The organism is Candidatus Mycalebacterium sp., from assembly GCF_977828045.1.
In genome coordinates this window covers 1-23765 of record NZ_CDWCUL010000018.1, presented here as the reverse complement: position 1 = coordinate 23765, position 23765 = coordinate 1, and the positions used below count along the sequence as shown (strand labels likewise).

The window sequence follows — 23765 nt, the reverse complement described above, 5'->3', positions numbered from 1 at the left end:
CCCCATCCGGCGGTTGATTTTGCGCACCATATCCCTGCTCGCGATTTCATGGCGCGTCTCCGAAACGCCCTTGCCGATGTCGTGAAAAAGGCATGCGAGGTAGAGAATGTCGCGGCTGACGACCGATTCGGCGGCTTTTGTGAGAAGCGGAAACTCTTCTTCCCTCTCGTATTTGAACAGTTTTTCCACCTCTTTCACGAGGAAAAGCGAATGAATGTCCATCGTGTAAAGGTGGTAGGCGTTGTGTTGCATCATGCAGACGATTCTTCCGAACTCCGGTATGTAATGGGCGAGAAACCGCAGGCGGTTCATCAACGACAGCGTTTTGTAAACATTTTTGCCGTTTTTGAGAATCCCGATGAACACGCGGTTGAACTCCGGGTCTTTTCTGGTTTTTTTGTCAATGCGCGGCGATTGCTCCCTTATGAGTCCGCGCAGATACGGACTCACCTCCGCGCCATACCTGTCCGCGTATTCAAACGCCCTTACGAGGTTCACGGGCGTTTTTCTGAAAACATTTTTTCCCGTAACGGACAAAATCCCGTCGCTGATTGTGAAGCCGTGTTCAAGGTGGTGGATTTTCGCGCCGCGCCGCGCGGGTTTTCCGGCGACCTTATCAACCATGCGCTGAAACTGCTCGCTCACAAACCCCGCTCTCAGATAGTAAATCCTCATAAACTTCTCAACCGCCTTCATTGAGGAGGAGTCCACGTGTCCGAAAAACCGCGCCACGCTATCCTGAAAATCAAAGGTGAGTTTGTCCTGCCGCCGTCCCGCGAGATAGTGAAGATGCGAGCGCACGAGGAAAAGAAAACTCATGCATCTGTTTGTGAGCCGGGCCTCCTTTTCACTCATAATTCCCTCGCCGAGCAAATCGTCAAAGGTTTTGATTTTGTATTTCGCCTGCCCCAGCCAGAGGATTGTGTTGAGGTCCCGCAGCGCGCCCTCGGCTTCTTTGACGTTGGGCTCAAGCATCCACACCGAACTGCCAAACTTTTTTCTGCGCTCAAATGCTTCGGCGAGTTTTTCATCAATAAAACGCGCCGAACACGAGGACACAATTTCGGCGGACAATATCCGCTCCAAATCCTCATACTGTTCGCGGTCGCCCGCGATGTAGCGGCTGTCAAGATGTGATGTGAGAGACACAAAGTCCCGCGAGCACAAATCGACGCAATCGTCAAGTGTTCTGACCGCGTGCCCCAGATCCAGCTTCAAATCCCAGAGCGGATAGAAAACCTTCTCGCCGGTCCGTGCGGCGGCTTTTTCAAAGCCCGGCTTGTGCAGAACGAGAATGTCCACATCTGAAAACGGACACATATCGCGCCTGCCGTAACCGCCCAGAGCCACAAGCGACACCCCTTCGGGGATTTTCCCTTTTGAGTCCGCGGCGGCTTTTTTTATGAAAGAATCAACCAGCGCCGCCCTTTCGCGGGCGAGTTCAATTCCGGCGGACATTCTGTTGCGCGGAGCGAAGGAGAAATGCTTTTTCTCTATGCTTTTCGCGCCGCGCAGATAAAACTTCGCCAGTTTTTCCGCCGCCGTTGTTTTGTCCGTTGTGCCTGTACGCGCCATATCTGCGGAGCCGTCAAACCAGTTTCAAACTTACCGAAATTCCGTCCCTTAAAGGAACCTGAACGGTGAAAAAGTCCATATCGGACACGACCGTTTTGTTGAATTTTATTATTCCGTCTGCGGCGGGCGAGCCGTCCGGCAGAGCGGCTTTGCCGTCCCAGAACGCGTTGTCCGCCAGAAAAAGCCCGCCTTTGCGGATTCTTTCGCGGGCGGCGGCAAACGCTTCGGGATACGCCTCTTTGTCTATGTCGCAGAAAACTATGTCAAACTCGCCGCCGGTTTTTGCGAGAATGTCAATTGCGTCTCCGGTGTGAAAACGAACCGTTTTCTCAAAACCCGCTTTTTTCATAAAATCACCCGCGAGTTCGGCGTTTTCGGGCGATGTGTCCGTGCAGAGAACCTCGCCGCACGCCGCGCGGGCAAACCAGTAAGCCGAATATCCGAAGCCCGAACCCATTTCAAAAACCCTTTTCGCGCCGAGCAGAAGCGCCTGCTGAAAAAGAAACCTGCCCACCAGCCGCCCCACGATTGGAAAACCGCGCTCCCGCGCCAGACCTTCCATCTCAAGCACAGTGTCGCACACGGGCTCCCCGAACCCTGCGAGCGAGTCCATATAACGTTCTATTTCGGGGTGAACAATTTCCAGTTTCCGCTCGCTCAAGGTTTTTTACCAAAATCAACCGCGACCTCGTCAAATCCGTCATTGGTGTTCATCGCGCGGGCGAGAACAAAAAGCAGGTCGGACAGGCGGTTTAGATAGACAACCGCATCAGAGCCGGTTTTTTCCTTTTTCAGAAGGGTAACCGCGCTTCTCTCCGCCCTGCGGCACACCGAGCGCGAAATATGGAGAAGCGCCCCCGCAGGTTTGCCCGCCGGAAGAATAAACTCTTTGAGAGGCTCCATGTCTTCAAGAAAGCGGTCTATCCATTTTTCAAGTTTTTCGGCGCGCGCTTTTCCGGTTCGGGGCGCGTTAACATCGGGCGGGCTGGCGAGGTCTGAACCGAGAATGAAAAGGTCGTTCTGAATTTCGGAGATAATCGCAAGAATTTCGGGATTTTCGCAAAACGCCCGCGCGGCTCCGAGGGACGAGTTCAACTCGTCAACATCGCCGTAGGCAACGACCCGCGCCGAATCCTTGCGCGCCCTGCCGCCGCCTATGAGCGCGGTGTCGCCTGCGTCTCCGGTCTTTGTGTAAACTCGTGTTATGCGCTTTTTTGCCACCGCGCAAAGCATAGCCCAGCGGGTTGGGCAATTCAAACGGCGGGAATTGAATAAACTGCCGGGACAATGTATAGGTTTGTTATGATGATTATGAAAAGACTGATGGTCGCATTGGCGGTTGTGGTTTCGCTTTGCGTTCTTCCCGCTCATGCGGCGAAAACGCCGGACCCTCTGCCCGCTCCGCAACTTGTAACAAATGCGTGGATGTTCATCGCCGCGTATAAGGCGGACACCAAAACGCTGAAATCGCTCCTTCCCAAAGGGCTTGAGCCGACCGGGCACGTGGTTATCAACATGTACACCGTTCCGAAAGACTCGCAGACTTCCGGCTTCGGGGCTTACACTCTCACCTATCTGACGGTTGAGTTAAAAGGGCACGATTCCTATGTTATGGACAGGGACGCGGGCTACCCCGGCAGATACTTCGTTTATTACTTCAACAGTTCGGAAAAGATGAGAAAGTTCGCTCTGCGGGCGGGAATCCCCGCCGAAAAAGGGCGGACGCGGACACGCGTTAGAAAGGGAATACTCAAAACAAACCTCAAAGTCGGCGGCAAAACCTTTATCAAAGCCGAAGCGAAGGTTACGGGCAAGCGGCTTGAAAACCCCGAAGGCGGGCATTTGAACTATTTTGGAATAAAGAACGGCAGGGTTGTGAAATATCCCATTCCATATCTCGGCTCAACAAAGGCCATAACCAACCCGAAAATCACAATCACCGCTCCCAAAGGGCACCCTTTGAACAAACTCAAACCCATCGCCGACCCCACATGGGCGGTATGGATGAAAGGCAGTTTCGTCTATCCGCAGTTTCAGGTTGTGAAGTAGGAACTTTCAGCCGGATTTTTCTGTAAAGATTTCCAGAGGCACGTAGTCTCTCACATACTCAATAATCATCTTGCGGGTTATCTGGTCAATTTTAAGCCATTGCTCGCTTGAAAGCGCGGGGTTGTCGGCAAGTTTTCCGAACTGTCCCGATTTTATGATTTCCCGAACTTCCCCGCTGTCAACAACCGCCATAAGAGCGTTGAAAATATTCTGAATTTCATCCTCGTCGGGCTTGATTGCCGCAACTCCCTTTTGCGCTTCATCAATCAAAAGTTCCCGCCTGTCTTTAAACTTGTCTATGACCCCAAAAATAAACTCCAGAACCTCGCGGGTTTGAAGAAGACGGTCAAGGTTGTTTGCGACGGCTATTTTTTCGGGACTAATGAAATCGTCCGGTTTGTTTTCATACCGCTCGCGCGTCAGGTTTACCGCTTTGTCCCAATCCTCACTTTCAACAGATTCTCTAATCTCATCGTCTTTTTTCACGCTGTTGCGGAAACCGGCAAAAAGTTCTCGGTCAACTCTCAAACCCTCGGAACCGACAACCGTCTCCGTTATCCTGCGAACGGGATCCCGCCCCTCAAAATCTCCTTCGTATTCCTCGCTTTCACCACCGCCACCACTCCCGCTTTCCGAAACGGCAATTTCAAGTTTTTCATCATATTGATGGTCTTTTTCGAAGTATTCGCAGACGGCAAAAAAATCAAAAAGTTTGTAAAATTCCTTTTCCGCAGTTTTTTCTCCGGATTCCGGATGCCTGTATTTGAAAGTGTAAATTCGTGTTCCGCGCCCTTTAATCTGAATAAACTCCGAAGGCGAGAAAATCGGGCGCATTATGCAGAGGTTTAAAATATCGCGGCAGTCATAGCCGGTTGTCATCATTCCCACCGTAACACAAACGCGCGCGCGCGAGGAGCGGTATCCCTCAAGAAAAAGTGTCCTTCCCTGAAGGTTGTTTTCAGCGAACTGCCGTGAGAACTCCCTTGCGTCCTGCACGCTTGAAGTAACTTGAACGGCAAACCCCGATTGGTAACGTCCCGGAAATTTTTCCTCGGCAAGTTCGTTGAATATCTGCGTTATTCTTGCGGCGTGGTTTTGGCTCACACAGTAAACAATTGTTTTGCCAATCTCGCCGCTTATCGGGTCACATTCGGCGTAGTCCATAAATGCCTTACAGAAAGAACGGTTTGTCTCTTCGGAAAACAGATTGCGCTCGTAATCCCTGCGGAAAAACGTCCCTTCTTCTTCCTCTCCCGTTGTTCTGTCTTTTACAACCAAATCCGCCCCTTTTTCGGAAAGCAGTTGTGTTGTTACTTCCGTGCGGGTGTCAATAATGCGCGGCTGAATAAGATAGCCCTGTTCGGCTCCTTCATTCAGAGTGTAGCGAAAAGTCGGCTCTCCGTTTCCACAACCGAAAGTGTTGTAAGTGTCGCGCAACAGGCGCGCTTCAAGCGCCTTGAAATTTTCTCTCTCCGCATCAACTCCGCGCATATAGTCTTTGGGTGTGGCGGTAAGCCCCAGTTTGTAGCCGAGAAAATACTCAAATACTGCGCGTCCGCTTCTTCCGCCTATTGAGCGGTGAGCTTCGTCAACAATAAGCAAGTCAAAATCCAGAGGAAAAAACTGCTTGCGGTAGCGGTCGGATGCGGCAAGGGTTTGAACCGTGGAGACAACTATTTGCGCCGTGCGCCAGTCATCGCGTTTTTCCTTATAAATAACTGTGGTGAAATCTTGACTCAGATAGTTCGTAAAATCTTTTTGCGCCTGATCTTCAAGTTCCAGCCGGTCAACAAGAAACAACACGCGCTTTGCGTTGCCGCTTTTGAGAAACATCTTGATAACCGCCGCTGCGATAAGCGTTTTTCCAGCGCCCGTCGCCATTTCAAGCAGATAGCGTGTTTCCCCTTCCGCCGCAACATTTTTCACGGCTTCAACGGCTTGCATTTGGTAGTCCCTTAAAGACCGTTTGCTCTCCGGCGGAATGCCCGCCCTTTGAGAGCGGACAATGTAATCCTCTCCAATCTCCTGATTTTCAAAAGACGAAGGATTTTGTGAAATATCAGCAACCCGCTCAAGAGATTCCTGAGTAGGCATTTCCATAATGGGTTGCGGATTGCCGCTTTTCAGGTCCCAAAGGTAGTGTTGCAGACTGTTTGAAAGAATGACAAAACGGGCATTATGGTTTTCTGCGTAGCCACGCGCCTGTTCTTTGCCCGAAAGCGGGTTTTTTTCGGACTCTTTGGCTTCCAGAATGGCTATTGGATAAGTGTTTGAGCCAAGAAGCAGATAATCGGACGGACGCCCCTCTGAAAACTGCTCCATTCTGACATTGGGATTTTCCTCATCCGGCAAACGCCAACCGGCTTTGCGGAGTAGAGCATCAATAACAACCCTGACTTCGGCTTCGTTCATGGTTACCTCAGAGAGTATCAAGGAGTCTTTTTTGGTTGAGGTTCCTGCGGTCGTTGGGAAACAGGCTGTAGAGGTGGCAACATAGCAATCGATTGCAACTTAGCCCACATCTTTCCTTTATCGCTACCAATGAACTTTACAGAATGAAGCATCTCAAAAATTAAAGTCATTAAATGATAGGATGTCAGAACCTCGCTTTGTAGATCTTGATTTTCTTCAAGTAATTCCACTTTTACCCCAAGTTCCGTAAGTTTCTCTACTCCGATTCTCTGTCCATGAACATGAATGTTTCCGTAGTCCGTATCTTCAGCATTGAAATACTTTGCAATAGTGTTGGCTTTTGCATCTTTTTGAGATTCCTCGCTAACATCTTTGAACATTCTCTTCTTAAGCCAGTTAACTACCAAATCCTTACTGTATGAAAGTGCCTTTTCCGCCTCCAATACAAGAGAAGGTCCCATACTTTGCAAAATCGGAGCCCAGAGATGTGCAAGTTTCTGATTACTACCAATGTCTTTTTTTGCTCTCTCAAACCCCTCTTTAATTGCCCTAGCAGGATGAATCTTGTTTTCTATTAAAAGCTGAGGGTCAATCGGACCAAGTTGACTCTGCTTGCCAAGAATTAAAAGGTCGCTTGCCAGACTTATCATAGCACCACCTGACATTGCTAAATACGGAACTATTACTTCAATATGTTTAAATTTAGCATGTAAATACTCAACTATGCTCTCCACAGCATTCGGGTCGCCACCGGGAGTATGGAGTATCAAAGTCAGTCCGTTTTCGGTTTCGGCTTCATAAAGAGCATTCATAAAACCGTTTATATCTTCACGGGAGATTAGTATGCCGTTACCCGCATTTTGTTTTTGCAAAAAGGCGGAAGCATAGAAAATTACAGATGTACCTTCACGAAGTTTTGAGATATTGCTCAGGTGTGTCTTCAGCTCATTCTCAAGCCAACCAGGGTTTTGTGACACTCCCTTTTGTGCTTTGCTTAATAATTCACTCCAAGAAGCCATGTTACTTTATGCGAATAGTGTTTGTTGTTAGTGGGTTTTCCAGACTGGGAGGTTGGATTTCTGGCTCAGGTTCCTGTTGGAATGTAGGCAACTCATAAAGTTTACTAACTTCTAAATACTGCTCATACTGCTTTTTGACCTCTTCAAGAGTTTCTAAATACTTCTGAGAGACTTCTTTTTCCTTTTGAGCCATCCTTCACCTCCTTGGGGGCATCAATTCAACAATAAAATCAGTTCTTTGTCAAATCCTAATTACTTGTAATGAATCCCGTATTGCGTCCGCACAACTTCTTTATTTATTAGACTTTGAATGTCTGCTTTTCTTTCTTCCATCGGCGCCTTTTCCGCGATTTGTAGGGGTGTTGAGAGCCTGTAAGTTTCTGGTCTTACTGGAACCGCCTTTGGATTTTGGTTTTATATGGTCAACTTCCCACCCCATAGAAGACGACTTGCCATAAGAGGATTTGTAAATTGTTTTGCCGTAAGAATCTTTCCGGTATAACTTCGGATTTTTGCCTTTGATTTTCTTTGCCTTGCTCCATACTTTTGATTTTTGATTTTTAGTTACCATAGACCACCTCCCGCATTACTACTTGTTACCTGTCTAACATACAATTAAAAATAATATTTGCGTTTTTAGGGTAATCTTTCTTTTTGATTTTAGCAAGTCGGTCGATAGTTCTTCTGCTTACACCATAATCCCGCATAAAATCTCCCAAATGTAATTTTCCTTCATCCTTAGAAATTTTAACGGCAAATCCTTTCAAAAACCGAAAGAATAAATTTTTGTATTCTTCAGAACAAAACTCCTGAATTTCCTCCAAGTTTGCCAAGTAATTTTCAACCCTCTCATTAAACTTATCTTCATTCGACAAATACACCCCGTTGGTGTGCGCAAATTCATTCCTCTGCTGAACAGGCTTTTTCAGATTTCCTATTGTACCATTAGGAATTCCAACGGCTCTAAAAAACTGAAATATGGTAGCTTCGTTTATTTTGCTCAACAGATGCCAAGACTCAATTTTAGAACTATCTTTTATATTCAAGATTTTGTGATGACCTATTAAAACATTTTCAAACTGTTCTAAATCCGTCTTAAATATTGCGTAAATGTAGTTGTACACAATACCCATATAAACCATGTGAAGAGACAAGAAGGCAAAATGATAATTTTGCCTTTCGTAATTATTTTCCACAGATTCAATTAAAAACCCGAAATATTCAACATCAGTTGGGAGTTTATATTTCAGGGGCAAATACTCAAAAATTTCATCTAAATCTTTCATGTCCCTATCTCACACATTCTCTTATTTCTCAATTAGTCTCTATTCCCACACCTCACTTATTCGATTGTTTATTTTTTGTTCTTGTGAAGCAAGAAGTTTCTTGCATCCCTCCATGGATTTCTGCTCTGCTTCTATCTCATCAACAATTTCCTTTTGCGCTTCAAGAGGCGGAAGCGGGATTTTAATACTTTTTACCATTGGTACTGTAAGTTGTGGAATGGTATTACCAGTACGATTAATATCCGTATTTACCAAAGCATATTTTAAAAATATGGTGTCTAGAACCATTGATTTTGGTATTGCTACAATCAACCTAATTGCAGGATAAAATGGAATTTTGCGTATTTCTGGATACCCTATTGTTCCACGAGCAGAAAGTGTAACGCATTCTTGTTTTACACGCGCTTTTTTAGCAAAACCGTACAACCCCTTGTTACCAATCCCATTTGTGTATATGGGTACTTCATATCCATCAATTTTTGTTTTTGAATAGTCTTTCGGAACGTCTCCTCCAGCAAACAAACTCTCACAAACCTCCCCCAACTCCACCATTTCCCAATCGGGATTGATTTTGATTTGTGGCTTCCAGTTATCCACAACTTGCTTCGCTCCATCAATGATTTTTTGATATTGCTCTATCTCAGCAACGATTTCTTTTTGGACTTCAAGCGGTGGGAGAGGAATTTTGATTTTTTTTGATTTCTAAACTGATTCCTCCTATAATTCCCTTAATATATGGCTTTAAATCATTCTGAAAGTTTGAATTTTTTGTGATGCTATAAAGATAATATGGCAAAACATTTTGCCTTGCTCTTAAGATAAAAACATGTTCATTCACCGCTCCTTTCTCAAACTGATTATTCAAATAACCAGATTTTCCAGTTGTTGCCCCATCTTTAACAATTAAAACATCACCCTTTTTTAACACTCCTTTTTTCATTGAATTAAAATGTTCTTCGGAGATGTGTCTCATTTTTTCTAGTTTTATAGAACCATCTGCATCAATTTGTTCTCCGCCTATACTGGGAATGCCAGAAGACAAAGACCCTCCTTTTTGCCTTGAACCACTCTCTATCTCACAAACCTCCCCCAACGCTACCATTTGCCATTTCACATTGCTATAATCCACCGTCTCACGATAGCGGTCACCTGTTAGGTCGTATCCGCCATTTTCGGCGATCGTGGATTTTGAAACTGAAAAAGCAAATTGACTGTTTTCATCAATAGTTAGGTCTTTCTTCCATTGCTCTAATATTTGCAAACAGTCAGGCAAATCATTTTCGTCTATCTTTCTTCTTTGAGCTCCCAAATCAAAGCCGTCGTTTTCTACTTTCACAAACAAAATCTCGTCGGTTTTTTTCGCTAACTGTTTATCTATGAAAAGAATTGAAGTTTTAACACCCGCATAAGGATTAAAAACCCCTTGAGGCAATGAAACCACCGCCCAAAGCCCCCAATTTCCCACCAGATTTTTACGCAGAGATTTGTATGCCTTTGCTGATTGAAAAACAATCCCCTCTGGCACAATAATCCCCGCCCTTCCGTTCAAACTCAGATGCTCCGCTATGTAATCAACAAAAAGCACTTCCGAACGGTTCGCTTTCACGGCAAAACGTTTATGAGGGATTATTCCACCTCTCGGCGACATAAAAGGCGGATTTGCGAGAATCACATCAAAATCCTCTTCCCAAAAAGCGTCTGATGTCAGCGTGTCATATTCCCTAACCTGCGGCTGTTTCAATCCATGCAAAAACATATTCGTAAGACTCAGGCGAACCATATCGGGCGCAATGTCATAACCGACAATGTTGTTGGCAAGTTTGGTTTTTTCCGCAGGAGTGAGTTTGTCCCCCAAATTTTTCCCGTTTGTTGAGTTTTCCCTGTAAATATGCTTCTGAGCGGAAATAAGAAACCCCGCCGTTCCGCATGCGGGGTCTAAAATTCGCTCATTTTTCTTAGGAGAAACGACTTCAACAATAAAATCAATAATATGTCTTGGAGTGCGGAACTGTCCCGCATCTCCCTGACTGCCGAGAATTGAAAGCAGATATTCAAAAGCGTCTCCAAGATCCTCGCTGTGAGTGTATTGAATGCCGTCAACCTCTGTGAGGAACAGGCGCAGAGTGCGCGGGTCATTAAATGAAAGAAATGCGCCCTTGAAAATGTCGCGAAAAGTGTCGGGAAGGTTTGTATTATCAGACATTCCCTCAACGCCCTGACGGTAAAGAGTGAATCTCTCAGTCGCGTCAAGCATTTCTCTCATCAATTCAGACCACGCAAACTTTTCGGAATTTCCGACAAAGAAAGACGGTTTTCCACCGTTCTCCACCGCCTCTTTATCAATCGCGTCCATAAATTTGTAGAGCAGAGCCATTGTAATCTGCTCAACCTGCCCTTTCGGGTCGGGCACCTGCCCCACAAGCACATCACGCGCCCCATCTATTCTTCTTTTTGTTTCAGCATCCAACATAAGGTTTTCAGTTTACCACCTTCCCGTGCGCAAGCATAAAACCGCTTTTTCCTTGACCGCCCATTCCAATCGTATAGTTTTACCGTTTGAAAAGAGCGGACTGTAATGCCCCTTCCCGATGAGACAAGAGCGGAAATAGAGCAAATCGCGGAGAAAGCGGAAACACCGCGTTCGGGGCTTATTCCGGCTTTGTGGGCGGTTCAGAAACGGCTCGGGTGGCTCAGCGAAGAGTCAATGGTTGAGGTCGCGGAAATTCTTGACATCACGCCCGCAAGCGTCCAAAACGTTGCCACTTTTTACACAATGTTTTTTACAAAACCTATCGGCAAGCACATCGTCTGGGTGTGCAGAACGCTTTCATGCGCGCTCAAGGGCGCGGAGGAAGTTGAGAAGTACATCTACGAAAAACTCGGAATTTCATCGGGCGAAACCACGCGGGACGGCAAAATAACCGTTATGGAAGCCGAATGCCTCGCGGCTTGCGGCTCGGCTCCGGTGATGCTTGTTGACAACGTTCTGCACGAAAATCTGACACGCGAATCGGTTGACAAAATTCTGGATGATTTGAGAAACGGATAGGCGCGGGCAATGTCAAACAAAACCCTCAGAAAAGACGCGATGAAGATTCTGGACGCCGCGATTGAGGCGGTCAATCCCGAACGGTGTGTGTTTGAGCACGTGTCGGTCAAGGGAAACTCGCTCAAAGTTGACAACAAAACCTACGACCTCTCGTCATACGGCGAAATCTTTGTGGTTTCGTTCGGAAAAGCCGCGGCGGCAATGGCAACGGCGGCGGAAAAACTGCTCGGCGACCGCATCACGGACGGAATTGTCGTTTCAAACTCCAAACCGCGCGAAAAGTTCTCGCGCTTGAAGTTTATGCTTTCAAGCCACCCCGTTCCCGATGAAAAAAGTTTCCGCGCCGCGCGCGAAATAATGACCCTGCTTGAAAAAACCGGAAAAAAAGACCTTGTGCTTTTCCTCATATCGGGCGGCGGCAGTTCAATGCTGGCTATGCCGCGCGAAGGGCTGTCGCTTGAAGACAAACAGAAGGTTACCAAGCAACTGCTGATTTCCGGCGTGGACACATACGGACTCAACACGGTCAGAAAAAAACTGTCCAGCATAAAGGGCGGAGGACTTTTGAAACAGGCGCTTCCGTCCGAGGTTTTGACGCTTATTCTTTCCGATGTCGCGGGGGACAACCCTGAGATGATAGCGTCCGGCCCGACCGTTGAGGACACCACCACTTTCAAGGAAGCGTGGCGCGTTGTTGAGGCGCTGGGCGTTGAGCATCAGATTCCGCCCAAGGTTGTAGTTCATCTTGAGTGGGGGCTTAAAAACGAAAAATCCGCGCGGACAAGCGTTCCCAAAAACACACGCGTCCGTACGGTCATCATAGGAAATAACGCCAAATGCGTGAGAGCGGCTGAGAAAAAGGCGCGCGAACTCGGCTACTCAACATTCGCGCTGTCGTCTCAGGTGAAGGGCGAGGCGAAAGAGGTCGCCAAATGCGTGGCGGCAGTCGCGCTTGACATTGAGCGTTTTGAAAAGCCGGTCAAAATGCCCGCTTGCGTAATTTTCGGCGGTGAAACGACCGTGAATGTGAGGCAAAAAGGCAAAGGCGGCAGAAACACCGAAACTGCGCTGTCATTCTGTATGGAGGTTATCGGACATAAAAACATAGTGGGGCTTTTTGCCGGAACGGACGGAATTGACGGGCCCACAGACGCGGCGGGCGCGATATGCGACGGCTCTTCGCGTCTGCTCGCCAGAAAGCGGGGAATCAGCGCGCGCGACCACCTTATGGCAAATGACTCTTACACATTTTTCGACTCTCTCGGAGACTTAATCAAAACCGGGCCCACGGGAACAAACGTTATGGACATCGGAATCATTCTCGCCGGACCGCCGGGAAAAGTATGAGCGCTCAAACAGACCTTGACGCTCTGGTGGACGGCGGCGGGTCGGGGCGCATGGAAGACGCCATGGAAATCGCCCGCAAAGAGTGGAACAACATTGGTTCAAGCCTTGAAATGTGCGGCGAGACAGGGAATTTTGACCGGAGCAAATTCATGATAGGCGTGATAGACGAGGATGTGATAATCAAAAGCCCGCTCTCGTGCGCGACAAAGTCGGTTGACGTAAACAGCCCCACTTACTACCCGATGTATTTCGTGAAAAATCTGATTGAGATGGATGAACTTATGCCTGAGCGCGGCTACCGCACTCCGCAAGCTCTTTACTGCCATATTGAACTCGCGGCAAAATCCGCCGAAGTGCTGGGCTTGACCGGCACAATCGCGATGGGTTTCGCGTGCGGCTACGCGGTCGCCCGCACGGGCTGGACGGCGGAAAAGGGACTGCGCAGAGAGCGGCGGTTTTTTATTGAAACTTTTTTTGAGGGCCGGGAAAAAAATCACGACTGGAACCCGAGATGGAATTCGGTTCGCGAGCGGTTGAAAAAGATATTTGACAAATTTTACCTGTGGCAGAAAAACGGCGAACTCCACGAAAGGGAAACCGCCGAAGAAAGAAAGATAAAACCGCTACTTGTGTGAGCGCGGGCTCACCCAAAATCATCGTATTCGTCGTAAGAGGGTTCGGCAAATCCCGGAATGCCGTTGCGTTCAAGGAACGTCAGTCTGGCGGTGCCGAGGGGGCCGTTTCTCTGTTTTCCTATTATGATCTCCGCCTCGCCGGTTTTGTCGTCATCATTTTTGGCATAAAAATCCGGGCGGTTTATGAATATGACCACATCGGCGTCCTGCTCTATCGCGCCGCTTTCCCTCAAGTCAGAGAGTTGTGGACGGTGGTCAGAGCGGGTTTCTGTCTGGCGGCTTAACTGCGAAACCGCGATTACGGGCACTTTGAGTTCCTTGGCGAGCGCTTTGAGAGAGGACGAAATCTGCGCAATTTCCCTTTCCCTGCTTTCCGTCCTGCCGTCTCCGCGCATAAGCTGCAGATAGTCAACAACGACAAGGTCAAGCCCTTTGTCATTGCTGAGCCGTCTGCATTTGGCTCTGATTTCAAGAGCCGTCTGCCCGGCGCTGTCGTCTATGAGAATTCCGGACTGCCCGAATCTGGTGAACGCATCAGTGATTTTGCCTTTGTCGGAGTTTTTAATGTGTCCGCCCCGCAAGTCCGAGAAACTGACCTGAGACATCATTGAAATTATTCTGAGCGCGAGCTGGGTTTCGGTCATTTCAAGCGAAAACACGGCAATTTTTTTGCCGAGCGTAACTCCCGCATGTTCGGCTATGTTGAGGCACAAAGAGGTTTTTCCGAGACTGGGGCGCGCCGCGACTACAATCAAATCCGCCGGCTGCAACCCCGAAGTCAGTTCGTCTATTTTCTTAAAACCGGTTGACAGACCCGTAATAACCGCCTTCTTTTTCTGCGCCTCTTCAACGTGATGCATAGTTCGCGCGGCAAGTTCGTGCGGAGGAGTGAAAGCGGCTTTCACCCTGTTTCCGGCAATACTCATGATTTGGCTCTCGGCAAGATCAAGAAGTTCTTCCGGCGTTACGCCGTTGCCGCCGCGAAACGCGATTTCGCCGCCCATTTTGATAATCTGGCGGAGCAAAGAGGTGTCTTTGACGGTTTTCGCATAGTGGGCGACATTCGCAGTGGTGGGAACCACATCCGCAAGCAGCGTTATATAAGAACTGCCTCCCACTTCGTTCAAAGTTCCGTTGGAAGCTTTCAGATATTCCGAAACGGTCAGGACATCAAGGGGCCTCCCCTCTTTATCCAGTTCAATCATCACTTCAAAGATTTTTCTGTTGGATTTTGTGTAGAAATCTTCGGGGGTTACGATTTCAAGAACCTCGTTTATGCACGAGTTTTCAAGCATAATCGCGCCGAGAACGGCTCTTTCAGAATCCTCGCTTGTAGGAACGCCGGCATTTGCGCACATCTCACCCCTCCGGTGGACAAAATATTACTATTGGCGGGGATTGTCAAAAAGACCGTTTCAGCGCGAAAGGGTTTTTATGAGTCCGGAGTGCTCGGAAAACTGCTTGCACAGTTTTTCGGGGTCGCCAAGTTCAAAGTCGTCTTCGGTGTAGGCGGGCGAAACGGTTGTTCCCATAAGCGCGTATTCGCCGCCGTCAACGATTTTCATTCCCTGCCACACACCCGCCGGAACCACAACTTGCGGGTACTGACCGAACATTATGTCGCTGCCGAGAAATACCAGCCCCGGGCCTCCGGGCTTCAAAGTGAGCAATTGAACCGGGTCTCCGGAGTAAAAATGGTAAACCTCGTCCGACATCAGTCTGTGCATGACGGAAACCTCGTTTTTTTGAAGAAAATAGTAAATCGCCGAGGAAAAGTTTCTGTCCCCTTTGTAACGGTCGGGCAAATGAGAGGAGGCAACGGTTTCGGGGCTCACATAGGTTTGCCTGTAAAGGCCTCCTTCCCGTTCAAGAGGTTTCAGACCGAGTTTTTTTATGATGTTTGCCGGTTTCAACTCTACGGGGGAGCGCACCGCCCCTGATTTACACGGCGGCTCCCGCCTGTTATGATAGCAGGAAATGCCGGACTCTGAAAAGACCGAAAAAACCGAAGAGGAAAACGGGAAATCCGCGCCCGAAACCGACCTCGCCGCGTCCATAACGATGGCGTTCAACCTCGGAGTTTCCGCCAACCAGCAGGCGAAAGGAACAAAAAGCATAGCGCAGGTTCTCGCCGAGATGGGAGAACACATTTTCACGAACCTTTCAAAAGCATATGGCAGCAAGTTTGAGCAGGAATACATAATCGCCAACACCGAATACCTTCTGCAAATAGCCCTTCTGGGCTACATCGTCCCGTCAATCTGCGACTATGAAGAAAACTTCAAGGAGCGGCTGCTTGCTCTGATTGAAGCCCGCGCGAAAAAGCAGTCTCCCGAAGACGGGAAAGGAGGCGGTGGCAAAAGCGGGGGTAAAATCATAACCCCGTAAAGAAAAACCCTTCCCGCGCCCGCAAAAAGTGTCAGCGCAAATTACAATATCAGGCGGGGTTCGCCCCGTTACGGGACGAACCACTGTTCCGGCGGACAAATCCATCTCTCACAGAGCGTTAATAATAGGGTGCCTTTCGCACAGCGGGGGGCGCATAACAAACCTGCTCGACAGCGAAGACATAATCTCCACAAAGAACGCCTTGAGGCTTCTCGGCGCGCGGATAGAAACATCGGCGGGCGAAACCACCGCTGTTTGCGACTGTCTTGCGCCCGCCGGAAAAGCCATTGACGCGGGCAATTCGGGAACAACGGCGCGCCTTCTCGCGGGCGTACTGAGTGCCCAGCGGTTTGAATCAACCGTAACAGGAGACAAATACCTGAAACAAAGACCGATGGAGCGCGTGATAACGCCCCTTTCGCTCATGGGTGCGGACATATCCTCACGCGGCGGAAAACTCCCGCTCTCCATAAAGGGCTCAAGGTTGCGGGCGATGGAATACGAAATGCCGGTCGCGAGCGCGCAGGTGAAATCTGCGATTCTGCTCGCGGGGCTTTACGCTGACGGCGACACAAAAATCACAGAACCCGAAAAAACCAGAGACCACACAGAAATAATGCTCGGGCATTTCGGCGCCGGGGTCAGACGCGAAGGAAACGCGATAACGCTCGCCGGCGGCGGGGCGGAACGGCTCATCGGCGGCGAAGTGGCGGTTCCGGCGGATATATCTTCCGCGATTTTCCCCATCGCGGCGGCGGTTATAAATCCGGGCTCGCGCGTGGTGATTGAAAATGTCGGAATCAATCCGGCGCGAGCGGGCGGGCTTGAAATACTACAAAAAATGGGGGCGGACATACGGGTTTCAAACCGCAGAAAATCCGGCGGTGAAGATGTGGCGGACATAGAGGCGCAAGGCGGACGCGCGCTCAAAGGGGTTGAGATTAAAGGAGATTTAATACCGTGCGCGATAGACGAATTGCCCGCGATTGCGGCTGTCGCGTGCTTCGCGCAAGGGGTTACAAAAATATCGGACGCGGCGGAATTGAGAGTGAAGGAAAGCGACAGAATAAAATCAATGACCGAAGGGCTCGGAAAACTCGGCGCGCGCGTTAAGGAAACGCCGGACGGAATGCTCGTAACCGGCGGGAGTTTGACCGGAGGTACTTGCTCAAGCGCGGGAGACCACAGGGTCGCGATGGCTCTGGGCGTTGCGGCAACGGCGGCGGAAGGCGACAGCAGAATTGAAGACGCGGAATGTGTGGCGGTTTCTTTCAGGGATTTTTTTCCGTTTCTTGAGGGCTTGAGAGCGCGAAAATGAGCGGGCGCGGGAGGATTGTGATAACGATCGACGGGCCCGGCGCGTCCGGCAAAGGAACGGTCGCGCGGATTGTGGCTAAAAAACTCGGTATTCGCTATATGGACACGGGGTCCATATACAGGACTTTCGCACTGCTGGCGCGCGAAAAAGGCGTGAAGCCCGAAGAAGGCGAAAAGATCTCGGAACTTCTCAAAAACTGCGAAATTTCGCCGGTGTGCTCCGCAGACGGTTCCTACACCGTAACGTTGGGCGGCACAGATGTGAGCGCGGACATAAGAACGCCTGAAATATCCGAAAACGCATCAATATTTTCGCAGGTAAGTGAAGTGAGGGAGGTTCTCGGGCGCATCCAGCGCGCTCACGGCGAAAACACAAGCATAGTAGCCGAAGGCAGGGATATGGGAACGCGGGTTTTCAGAGACGCCGATTACAAGTTTTTTCTCACCGCAGAGGAAAATGAGCGGGCGCGGCGCAGAGCCGCTGAACTCAAACAGGAAGGCGCAAATACGACTTTGGAGCAAACCTCCGCCGAACTGTCTTCAAGAGACCGGCGGGACAGCCAAAGAAAGCACTCTCCCTTGAAACCTGCCGATGATGCTGTGATAATAGACACCACACACCTTGGTGTGGATGAGGTTGTTGAGAAAATTCTCAACTCGGTTGAAGGTTGGAAGTCATTTTAAAAAATCAGTCGCGGGCGCACGGCCTATGCGCGGGGTTTTGAACGGTTTCAAGCTATGACCAGTTTCGCCAAAAAAACCGACTCCCCGGACGACTCGCAGAGCTTTTCACAACTGCTTGACGAAAGCGGCTTTGCTGAAGAAAACACCGCCGGCAAAATCGTCAGTGGAACCATCGTGCGGGTTGAGGAGGAAAACGTCTTCATAAACATAGGAATGAGGTCCGAGGGAATAGTTCCGCTCAAAGAGTTTGTCGATGAAAATGGCAACTGCGAAGCTGCCGAAGGCGCGTGTGTGGACGTTCTGATTAAAGGAGTGGGACGCGGGCTGCCGAAAATTTCCAAAGCGGACGCGGATTCAATGAAGCATTTTGAGGACTTGAAACAGGCGTTTTCAAACGAACAGCCCGTCAAGGTCAAGGCGGCGAAAAGGATAAAAGGCGGTGTTGAATGTGTGATTGAAGGCACGGACGCAAAGGCGTTTCTTCCGTCCTCGCAGGTGCTGATAGGGAATAACCGTCAGGGCGCGGACAAGGTTATGAACCAGAGTTTTGACGCGCTCATAATTGAGATGGAAGGCAAAAGGATTGTTCTTTCCAGAAAAAAACTGCTTGAAAGGGAAAGAGCGGAGAAGATGGCGGAGTTCGTGAAACAGATAGATGTGGGGATGCTGGTAAAAGGGGCTGTTTCCAACATCATACCGTCCGGAGTTTTTGTGGATTTGACGGGTGAAGGAGGGATCATAGAGGGGTTCATACCCATAAGCGAAGTGGCGTGGAGACGTGTCAAAACCCCCGGAGATGTTCTAAAATCCGGCGAGGAAATAACGGTCAAGATTACGGACATAAGAGAGGGCAGTGGGCGGATATCGCTGAGTTATAAACAGACTCAGCCGACCCCGTGGGAGGAGTTCGCGGAAAAAAACCCGCAAAACTCCAAAATAAAAGGGAAAATCGCCAATGTGAACAGTGCGGGCGTTTTTGTTGAGGTCGCGGAAGGGGTGGTCGGGCTTGTGCATCCGGACAACATAAGCTGGAAGGAAACGGTTGACCCCGTGGACGAGTACGGCGAAAACAAGGGCAAGGAGATTGAAGTGGTGTTGATGTGGTGCGACCCCGTGAAGAAAAAGATGTCTCTCGGAGTGAAGCAACTGCAAAAAGACCCGTGGAAAACGGCGGTCAAAAAACTCAAGAAAGGCGAGAATGTTCTCACCGGAAAGGTTAAAAAAGAGGCGCGCGGCGGTCTTGTTCTTGAACTTGATGACGACATTGAGGGCTTTATACGGTTTTCCGACCTCCCGGATTCGGATGGGGGGCGAGGCGGTGAGCATTACAAAACGGGTATGGAGATAACCGGGGTTGTGAAGAACATTGACAATAAATCCCGCACGGTAACTTTAAGCGCTGAGATGCTTATCAGAAAAAACGAGAGGGAAATCCTCAGAGAGTTCAGTGCCAAACACGGCGAGGGAAGCGGTGCAAAACTGGGCGATTTCATTTCCGACAAAATCAGTGTCGGAAAAAACGAAGAAGAGGAGTAAAATTCAGGGCGATGAGATTCCGCTACATAATCGCCGCGCTTATACTTCTGGGCGCGATTGTGGTGCTGGTTGAGGAAACCACGGACAAAATCGCCGTGCTCAACATTGAAGGCGTCATAATCTCTTCAGGCGCATACACGGAGGCTGTCAGAGAGATAGAAAAAAACGGCTCTTACAAGGCGCTTGTCGTGCGGATTGACTCGCCCGGCGGAAGTGTCGCGGCGTCTCAGGAGATTTACGCGCTGGTAAAGAGACTTGGACAGAAAATACCCGTGGTCGCGAGCATGGGAAATGTCGCGGCGTCGGGTGGCTACTACATCGCCTGCGGCGCGCCCCACATAATCGCGAACCCCGGAACAATAACCGGAAGCATAGGCGTGCTGGCGACTTTCGCAAACTACGGGGAACTGTTGAGGTGGGCGAAGATAGGCGTTGATGTCGTAAAAACCGGCGAACTCAAAGACGCGGGCTCGCCCCTGCGCCCTCTTGAGCCGGGCGAGAGAAAATACCTTCAGGATCTCGTGGACAACGCGCTTGAGCAGTTTAAAAACACAGTCGTGGAAAACAGGGAAATAAGCCCGGAAAAAATGAAGGAATTTTCGGACGGAAGGATCGTTCTGGGAAGTGAGGCAATGGAATCCGGGCTTGTGGACGAAATGGGAACGTTTTTGAGCGCGATTGAAACCGCCGCTGAAAGAGCCGGAATTCCCAAAGACTCACCCGTGCACACCTTCCCCGTTAAGGACTTGACGTTTTTAGACCTCATAATTCCCGGAGAATCCGCAAAACTGCTGGGGAAATACCTGTCGCCGTCCGTCTTTCACGGCGCGGGGCTTTACTATATGTCAGAACAGTTCGGGCAAGTGAAAACTTCTAATTAAACCCGTGCGCTTGTGGTATTATACGGAAACGGGGAAAAATCCATGAAATATGTAAAACTGATTTTGACTTTGATTTTCGTTGTTTTCGGAGCGGTTTTTTATCTGAGCAACGCGTGGATGAATGAGGCTATGAGCGTGAGTTTCGGCAAGATTCCCCCGCAAATCTACGTCATCCCCGAACTGCCGGCCGTGCAAATGTGGGCGGTGGTTGCTTCGGCTTTCCTGTTGGGAATTATTTTCACTCTCATACATTCTTCACTTAACTGGCTTGAGTTGGTCGGCAAAAACAGAAAAATCAGCAAACTTGAAAGCAAAACACCGGACAGCGAAGAACCGCAGTCCTGACCTCCGATGCCTGCAAGCGTTATAAAAACGCCAAAACCCCCGTGGCTGAAAGCGAAAATTCCTTCGGGCGAAAACTACTCGCGCCTTAAAAATCTTGTCGGCGAAATGGGGCTCCATACGGTATGCGAGGAAGCCAAATGCCCCAACATCGGGGAGTGCTGGAGCGCGGGAACTTTAACTTTTATGATAATGGGCGATACCTGCACGAGAAGTTGCGGTTTCTGCCATGTAAAGACGGGAAAAGGCGGAGAACTTGACTGGAACGAGCCCCGAAGAGTCGCTCGCGCCGTAAAGGACCTTTGCGCGCACAACTCTGTGATATCCCATATAGTCGTAACCTCCGTGAACAGGGATGACAAAAATCAACAGAGCGCTGAAATTTTCGCGCAGACCATAAGAGAGATCCGCCGTGCGGCTCCCCAAATCAAAATAGAGTGCCTTATTCCCGACTTCAAAGGCAGCTCAAAAGCCCTGCGCGCGGTCCTGTCTGAAAGCCCCGACGTACTGAATCACAACATTGAAACCGTGTCGCGCCTCTACGCGCTTCCACAAAAAACGCAATCGGGCAAACTGCGCTCGGTGCGTCCGCAGGCGGTTTATGAACGCTCTCTTGCGCTTCTCGAAACCTCTTCGCGTGAGGGCAAAAATGGAATGCTCACAAAATCCGGCATAATGGTCGGGCTCGGAGAGACTTTTGAGGAAATAACCTCCACGCTCAAAGACCTGCACTCGGTCGGTTGCGACATCGTTACCATCGGGCAGTATTTGCAACCCACTCACGATCATATTCCCGTTTCACGCTTTTATCATCCCGTTGAGTTTGAATCTCTGAAAAACTACGGGGAAAAAATTGTGGGGATTCCACACATTGAGGCGGGCCCCCTTGTGCGAAGCTCATATCATGCGGAGAAGCAGTTGCTCAAACTTGAAGCCGATGGCAAGACTGCGACAGGAGCGTGCGAGGGCCTCTCCTGAACGTTCAAAAATTGAAATACCTAATTCTTCAGGGAGACGGAATGCCGGACATGCCTCTTGATGAGATTGGAGGCAAAACCCCGCTTGAAGCGGCAAAAACACCCAACCTTGACCTTATAGCGCAAAACGCGGGAATGTTCGGAGAGACGAACCACATACCGCCCTCCCTGCCGCCCGGAAGCGACGTGGGAAACTTGAGTGTTCTCGGATACGACCCGACCGTCTATTTCACGGGCAGATCTCCGCTGGAAGCGGCGGGAATGGGAATCCCCCTTAAAAAAACCGACCTGACGTGCCGATGCAACCTCGTAACACTCCGCAACAAAGGCGGCAAAACCGTAATGGAGGATTACAGCGCGGGACATATTCCGACCGAACAGTCACGGGAAATCATCAAGGACATCGCGCGCGCGCTTGACTCTGACGGCATAAAGTTTTTTCCGGGCGTCAGTTACAGGCATCTGCTCATTATTGACAATGGCAAAAACGCGGTCTCGTCCACGCCGCCGCATGACATTCTCGGCAAAGAGGTGAAGGATTTTCTTCCCGAAGGTGCGGACGCGGCCCTGCTTATTGAACTTATGCGCGCCGCGAAAGATGTGCTCAAAGACCATCCGGTCAACAGGGAAAGGGAGAAAAACGGCGAGCCGCCCGCGACCGATATCTGGCTGTGGGGCGAGGGAACCGCACCCGTGCTGCCGTCTTTTGAGGAGACTTACGGGGTGAGCGGAGCGGTTATATCGGCGGTTGATCTGGTGAAGGGAATAGGGAAATGCGCGGCAATGGAAGTCGTAGAGGTGCCGGGAGCGACCGGTTATCTGGACACAAATTACGAAGGCAAAGTCCAATACGCGCTGAAATCGCTTGAAACAAACGACCTTGTGATGATTCACATAGAGGCGACCGATGAAACGGGGCACATGGGCAAAACAGAGCTGAAGGTGCGCGCGATTGAGGATTTTGACTCGCGGGTCGTGGGCCCCGCGCTCAAAGCAATGGAGAGGTTCGGAGATTTCAAAGTGCTTGTAACTTCAGACCACCCGACCCCCATATCACTCAGAACTCACTCGCGGGATCCCGTGCCTTTCGCCTTTTACGACCCGAAAAACAAAGCGTTCAATCCGGAGCGCGTCTATTCGGAAAAATGCGCCGCCGAAGCGGGAAACTTTTTTGAAAACGGCTGGAAACTTATCGGCTCATTTATTGAGCGCCCGAGCACGGCGGAGTTGTTAGATTGAAAACACCTTTGGACATTTTGTAAGGTTTTCACAGCCTTTTTTTGTTACGAGAACAACATCCTCAATACGTATGCCCCCGAGCCCTTCGTAATAAAGTCCCGGCTCAACGGTAACCATGTTGCCTTCGCACAGAACACCGCCTGAGGGACCGATGCCCGGCGGTTCGTGAAGCCCCATTCCCAGACCGTGCCCGGTTGAGTGTATGAAACCGCGCGGATTTTCTCCGCGCTCGGTCACAAAACCCTCTGAATCAAAAAAACTCAAAACCGCATTGTGAACATCGGCGCATTTTACACCGTGCTTTATCATCCCAATCGCGATTTTCTGCCCTTTCAAAACGGTTTTATACATCCGCGCAAGTTCGGGCGAAGGCTTGTCCTTTATCACCGTTCTGGTCATATCCCCGTAATATCCGTGCGCGGACTTCGGAAAGATGTCAATAACGACCGGGCGGTTCGCAAAAACCGGTCCCTCGCCCGAATGGTGGGGCATGGCGGAATGCTCGCCACAGGCGACTATCGTTCCCGAAGCACCGTAGCCTTTGCCCGCAAGTTCGGTATGTATGGAGAGCCGTATGCGCTCCGAAGTGAGCGGCTTGCCGTGTAAAAAAAGAACTCCATTTTTGCCGGTTTTGGAGCCGGAAATCATATCAATCGCGGTTTTCATCGCCGAAGCGGTGTCTTTGAGCGCGGAGCGAATAAGTGAAACTTCGCGCGGGGTTTTTCTCATTCTTTCCTCAAACAACATGTCCCCCTCGCAACACGAAACCTTTATGCGGTTTTTTTTGAGAGATTCGGCAAATGCCAGAGGGAAGGTTTTCTGGACCTCCACGCGCGAAATCCCTTGTTCCCGTAGGACAAGAGCGGTAACATCGGCAAGTGAGCGTTTCTTTGTCTCTCTGAGTTGCGTCGCGTAAGAGGAAAACGGCAACACGGTGGAAACCGCCGCATCCTTTCTGCCGCGCGCAAGTTCCAAATCGCTCAAAACCAGAAAACTGCGGTTTTTGTGCCTGATGAAAACAACCGGGTC

25 protein-coding genes are annotated in these 23765 nt (G+C 49.7%); 12 read left to right on the top strand and 13 right to left on the bottom strand.

The features are described from left to right. The 3 genes from ACY430_RS06035 to ACY430_RS06025 all read right to left on the bottom strand — a co-directional run. A partial coding sequence (locus ACY430_RS06035) for a [protein-PII] uridylyltransferase family protein (protein WP_462137995.1) occupies positions 1–1575 on the bottom strand: 1575 nt, incomplete at its 3' end. Between the two features lie 13 nt (positions 1576–1588). Then, a complete protein-coding gene (locus ACY430_RS06030; RefSeq protein WP_462137994.1) occupies positions 1589–2236 on the bottom strand; it encodes an O-methyltransferase in 648 nt (215 codons plus the stop codon). Further along, complete coding sequence (locus ACY430_RS06025) at positions 2233–2796, bottom strand: cob(I)yrinic acid a,c-diamide adenosyltransferase (RefSeq protein WP_462137993.1); 564 nt, start codon at positions 2794–2796, stop codon at positions 2233–2235. Before ACY430_RS06025 ends, ACY430_RS06030 begins: the two co-directional genes overlap by 4 nt. A 66-nt stretch (positions 2797–2862) precedes the next feature. Here ACY430_RS06025 and ACY430_RS06020 point away from each other — a divergent pair, with 66 nt between their 5' ends. Beyond that, complete coding sequence (locus tag ACY430_RS06020) at positions 2863–3624, top strand: acetoacetate decarboxylase family protein (protein ID WP_462137992.1); 762 nt, start codon at positions 2863–2865, stop codon at positions 3622–3624. Between the two features lie 6 nt (positions 3625–3630). On the opposite strand, the gene ACY430_RS06015 is transcribed toward ACY430_RS06020, so the two are convergent. The 7 genes from ACY430_RS06015 to ACY430_RS05985 form a co-directional block, all read right to left on the bottom strand. Beyond that, positions 3631–6036, bottom strand: coding sequence for a DEAD/DEAH box helicase family protein (locus ACY430_RS06015; RefSeq protein WP_462137991.1), 2406 nt, complete (start codon positions 6034–6036; stop codon positions 3631–3633). A 17-nt stretch (positions 6037–6053) separates the two neighbouring features. Beyond that, the gene (locus ACY430_RS06010) at positions 6054–7055 is read right to left on the bottom strand and encodes an SDH family Clp fold serine proteinase (protein ID WP_462137990.1); all 1002 of its coding nucleotides are present in this window, start codon (positions 7053–7055) and stop codon (positions 6054–6056) included. Position 7056: 1 nt separating this feature from the next. Further along, positions 7057–7248 carry a hypothetical protein gene (locus ACY430_RS06005; RefSeq protein WP_462137989.1) on the bottom strand — a complete coding sequence of 64 codons (192 nt, stop codon included), beginning with the start codon at positions 7246–7248 and terminating at the stop codon, positions 7057–7059. A 99-nt stretch (positions 7249–7347) separates the two neighbouring features. Continuing rightward, positions 7348–7626 carry an HNH endonuclease gene (locus tag ACY430_RS06000; protein ID WP_462137988.1) on the bottom strand — a complete coding sequence of 93 codons (279 nt, stop codon included), beginning with the start codon at positions 7624–7626 and terminating at the stop codon, positions 7348–7350. A 25-nt stretch (positions 7627–7651) separates the two neighbouring features. Then, positions 7652–8341, bottom strand: a complete 690-nt coding sequence (locus tag ACY430_RS05995; protein ID WP_462137987.1) for a hypothetical protein — start codon at positions 8339–8341, stop codon at positions 7652–7654. 39 nt (positions 8342–8380) lie between these two features. Further along, positions 8381–8938 carry a restriction endonuclease subunit S gene (locus tag ACY430_RS05990; RefSeq protein ID WP_462137986.1) on the bottom strand — a complete coding sequence of 186 codons (558 nt, stop codon included), beginning with the start codon at positions 8936–8938 and terminating at the stop codon, positions 8381–8383. Positions 8939–9005: 67 nt separating this feature from the next. Next, positions 9006–10811, bottom strand: coding sequence for an N-6 DNA methylase (locus tag ACY430_RS05985; protein ID WP_462137985.1), 1806 nt, complete (start codon positions 10809–10811; stop codon positions 9006–9008). 105 nt (positions 10812–10916) lie between these two features. Here ACY430_RS05985 and nuoE point away from each other — a divergent pair, with 105 nt between their 5' ends. The 3 genes from nuoE to ACY430_RS05970 are packed head-to-tail and all read left to right on the top strand — an operon-like array spanning position 10917 to position 13372. Continuing rightward, a complete protein-coding gene (nuoE, locus tag ACY430_RS05980; protein ID WP_462137984.1) occupies positions 10917–11390 on the top strand; it encodes an NADH-quinone oxidoreductase subunit NuoE in 474 nt (157 codons plus the stop codon). Between the two features lie 9 nt (positions 11391–11399). Continuing rightward, a complete protein-coding gene (locus ACY430_RS05975; protein ID WP_462137983.1) occupies positions 11400–12737 on the top strand; it encodes a glycerate kinase type-2 family protein in 1338 nt (445 codons plus the stop codon). Next, a complete protein-coding gene (locus ACY430_RS05970) occupies positions 12734–13372 on the top strand; it encodes a hypothetical protein (protein ID WP_462137982.1) in 639 nt (212 codons plus the stop codon). Before ACY430_RS05975 ends, ACY430_RS05970 begins: the two co-directional genes overlap by 4 nt. Before the next feature lie 8 nt (positions 13373–13380). Here ACY430_RS05970 and dnaB read toward each other — a convergent pair whose 3' ends face one another. After that, a complete protein-coding gene (gene dnaB, locus ACY430_RS05965; RefSeq protein ID WP_462137981.1) occupies positions 13381–14730 on the bottom strand; it encodes a replicative DNA helicase in 1350 nt (449 codons plus the stop codon). A gap of 57 nt (positions 14731–14787) precedes the next feature. Then, on the bottom strand, positions 14788–15285 hold the full coding sequence (locus ACY430_RS05960) for a cupin domain-containing protein (RefSeq protein WP_462137980.1): 498 nt from the start codon (positions 15283–15285) through the stop codon (positions 14788–14790). 64 nt (positions 15286–15349) lie between these two features. Here ACY430_RS05960 and ACY430_RS05955 point away from each other — a divergent pair, with 64 nt between their 5' ends. From ACY430_RS05955 to ACY430_RS05920, 8 genes are read left to right on the top strand one after another with little or no spacing between them, the layout of a single operon-like run. After that, positions 15350–15760, top strand: a complete 411-nt coding sequence (locus ACY430_RS05955; RefSeq protein ID WP_462137979.1) for a hypothetical protein — start codon at positions 15350–15352, stop codon at positions 15758–15760. Between the two features lie 28 nt (positions 15761–15788). Further along, positions 15789–17078, top strand: a complete 1290-nt coding sequence (aroA, locus tag ACY430_RS05950; protein WP_462137978.1) for a 3-phosphoshikimate 1-carboxyvinyltransferase — start codon at positions 15789–15791, stop codon at positions 17076–17078. Beyond that, the gene (gene cmk, locus ACY430_RS05945; RefSeq protein ID WP_462137977.1) at positions 17075–17761 is read left to right on the top strand and encodes a (d)CMP kinase; all 687 of its coding nucleotides are present in this window, start codon (positions 17075–17077) and stop codon (positions 17759–17761) included. The genes aroA and cmk overlap by 4 nt, the downstream gene beginning before the upstream one ends. Before the next feature lie 54 nt (positions 17762–17815). Next, on the top strand, positions 17816–19297 hold the full coding sequence (locus tag ACY430_RS05940; RefSeq protein WP_462137976.1) for a S1 RNA-binding domain-containing protein: 1482 nt from the start codon (positions 17816–17818) through the stop codon (positions 19295–19297). Positions 19298–19308: 11 nt separating this feature from the next. Then, the gene (gene sppA / locus ACY430_RS05935) at positions 19309–20178 is read left to right on the top strand and encodes a signal peptide peptidase SppA (protein WP_462137975.1); all 870 of its coding nucleotides are present in this window, start codon (positions 19309–19311) and stop codon (positions 20176–20178) included. 42 nt (positions 20179–20220) lie between these two features. After that, positions 20221–20523 (top strand): LapA family protein, encoded by a 303-nt coding sequence (locus ACY430_RS05930; RefSeq protein ID WP_462137974.1) that lies wholly within the window; start codon positions 20221–20223, stop codon positions 20521–20523. A gap of 6 nt (positions 20524–20529) precedes the next feature. Beyond that, positions 20530–21498 carry a lipoyl synthase gene (gene lipA / locus ACY430_RS05925; protein WP_462137973.1) on the top strand — a complete coding sequence of 323 codons (969 nt, stop codon included), beginning with the start codon at positions 20530–20532 and terminating at the stop codon, positions 21496–21498. Between the two features lie 11 nt (positions 21499–21509). Next, the gene (locus ACY430_RS05920) at positions 21510–22736 is read left to right on the top strand and encodes a cofactor-independent phosphoglycerate mutase (RefSeq protein ID WP_462137972.1); all 1227 of its coding nucleotides are present in this window, start codon (positions 21510–21512) and stop codon (positions 22734–22736) included. Here the strand turns inward: ACY430_RS05920 and ACY430_RS05915 are convergent. Beyond that, positions 22728–23765, bottom strand: a 1038-nt coding sequence (locus ACY430_RS05915) for a M24 family metallopeptidase (protein WP_462137971.1), incomplete at its 5' end; no start/stop codon positions are given. The genes ACY430_RS05920 and ACY430_RS05915 overlap by 9 nt on opposite strands.

What these genes read in the sequence shown, in the direction of transcription:
- ACY430_RS05940 (WP_462137976.1), top strand. Translation starts at nt 17,816, where the DNA reads ATGACCAGTTTCGCCAAAAAAACCGACTCCCCGGACGACTCGCAGAGC.
- ACY430_RS06005 (WP_462137989.1), bottom strand. Translation starts at nt 7,248, where the DNA reads ATGGCTCAAAAGGAAAAAGAAGTCTCTCAGAAGTATTTAGAAACTCTT.
- ACY430_RS05930 (WP_462137974.1), top strand. Translation starts at nt 20,221, where the DNA reads ATGAAATATGTAAAACTGATTTTGACTTTGATTTTCGTTGTTTTCGGA.
- ACY430_RS05970 (WP_462137982.1), top strand. Translation starts at nt 12,734, where the DNA reads ATGAGCGCTCAAACAGACCTTGACGCTCTGGTGGACGGCGGCGGGTCG.
- dnaB (WP_462137981.1), bottom strand. Translation starts at nt 14,730, where the DNA reads ATGTGCGCAAATGCCGGCGTTCCTACAAGCGAGGATTCTGAAAGAGCC.
- ACY430_RS06015 (WP_462137991.1), bottom strand. Translation starts at nt 6,036, where the DNA reads ATGAACGAAGCCGAAGTCAGGGTTGTTATTGATGCTCTACTCCGCAAA.
- ACY430_RS05975 (WP_462137983.1), top strand. Translation starts at nt 11,400, where the DNA reads ATGTCAAACAAAACCCTCAGAAAAGACGCGATGAAGATTCTGGACGCC.
- ACY430_RS05995 (WP_462137987.1), bottom strand. Translation starts at nt 8,341, where the DNA reads ATGAAAGATTTAGATGAAATTTTTGAGTATTTGCCCCTGAAATATAAA.
- nuoE (WP_462137984.1), top strand. Translation starts at nt 10,917, where the DNA reads ATGCCCCTTCCCGATGAGACAAGAGCGGAAATAGAGCAAATCGCGGAG.
- ACY430_RS05985 (WP_462137985.1), bottom strand. Translation starts at nt 10,811, where the DNA reads ATGTTGGATGCTGAAACAAAAAGAAGAATAGATGGGGCGCGTGATGTG.
- ACY430_RS06010 (WP_462137990.1), bottom strand. Translation starts at nt 7,055, where the DNA reads ATGGCTTCTTGGAGTGAATTATTAAGCAAAGCACAAAAGGGAGTGTCA.
- ACY430_RS06020 (WP_462137992.1), top strand. Translation starts at nt 2,863, where the DNA reads ATGTATAGGTTTGTTATGATGATTATGAAAAGACTGATGGTCGCATTG.
- cmk (WP_462137977.1), top strand. Translation starts at nt 17,075, where the DNA reads ATGAGCGGGCGCGGGAGGATTGTGATAACGATCGACGGGCCCGGCGCG.
- ACY430_RS06000 (WP_462137988.1), bottom strand. Translation starts at nt 7,626, where the DNA reads ATGGTAACTAAAAATCAAAAATCAAAAGTATGGAGCAAGGCAAAGAAA.
- sppA (WP_462137975.1), top strand. Translation starts at nt 19,309, where the DNA reads ATGAGATTCCGCTACATAATCGCCGCGCTTATACTTCTGGGCGCGATT.
- lipA (WP_462137973.1), top strand. Translation starts at nt 20,530, where the DNA reads ATGCCTGCAAGCGTTATAAAAACGCCAAAACCCCCGTGGCTGAAAGCG.
- ACY430_RS05955 (WP_462137979.1), top strand. Translation starts at nt 15,350, where the DNA reads ATGCCGGACTCTGAAAAGACCGAAAAAACCGAAGAGGAAAACGGGAAA.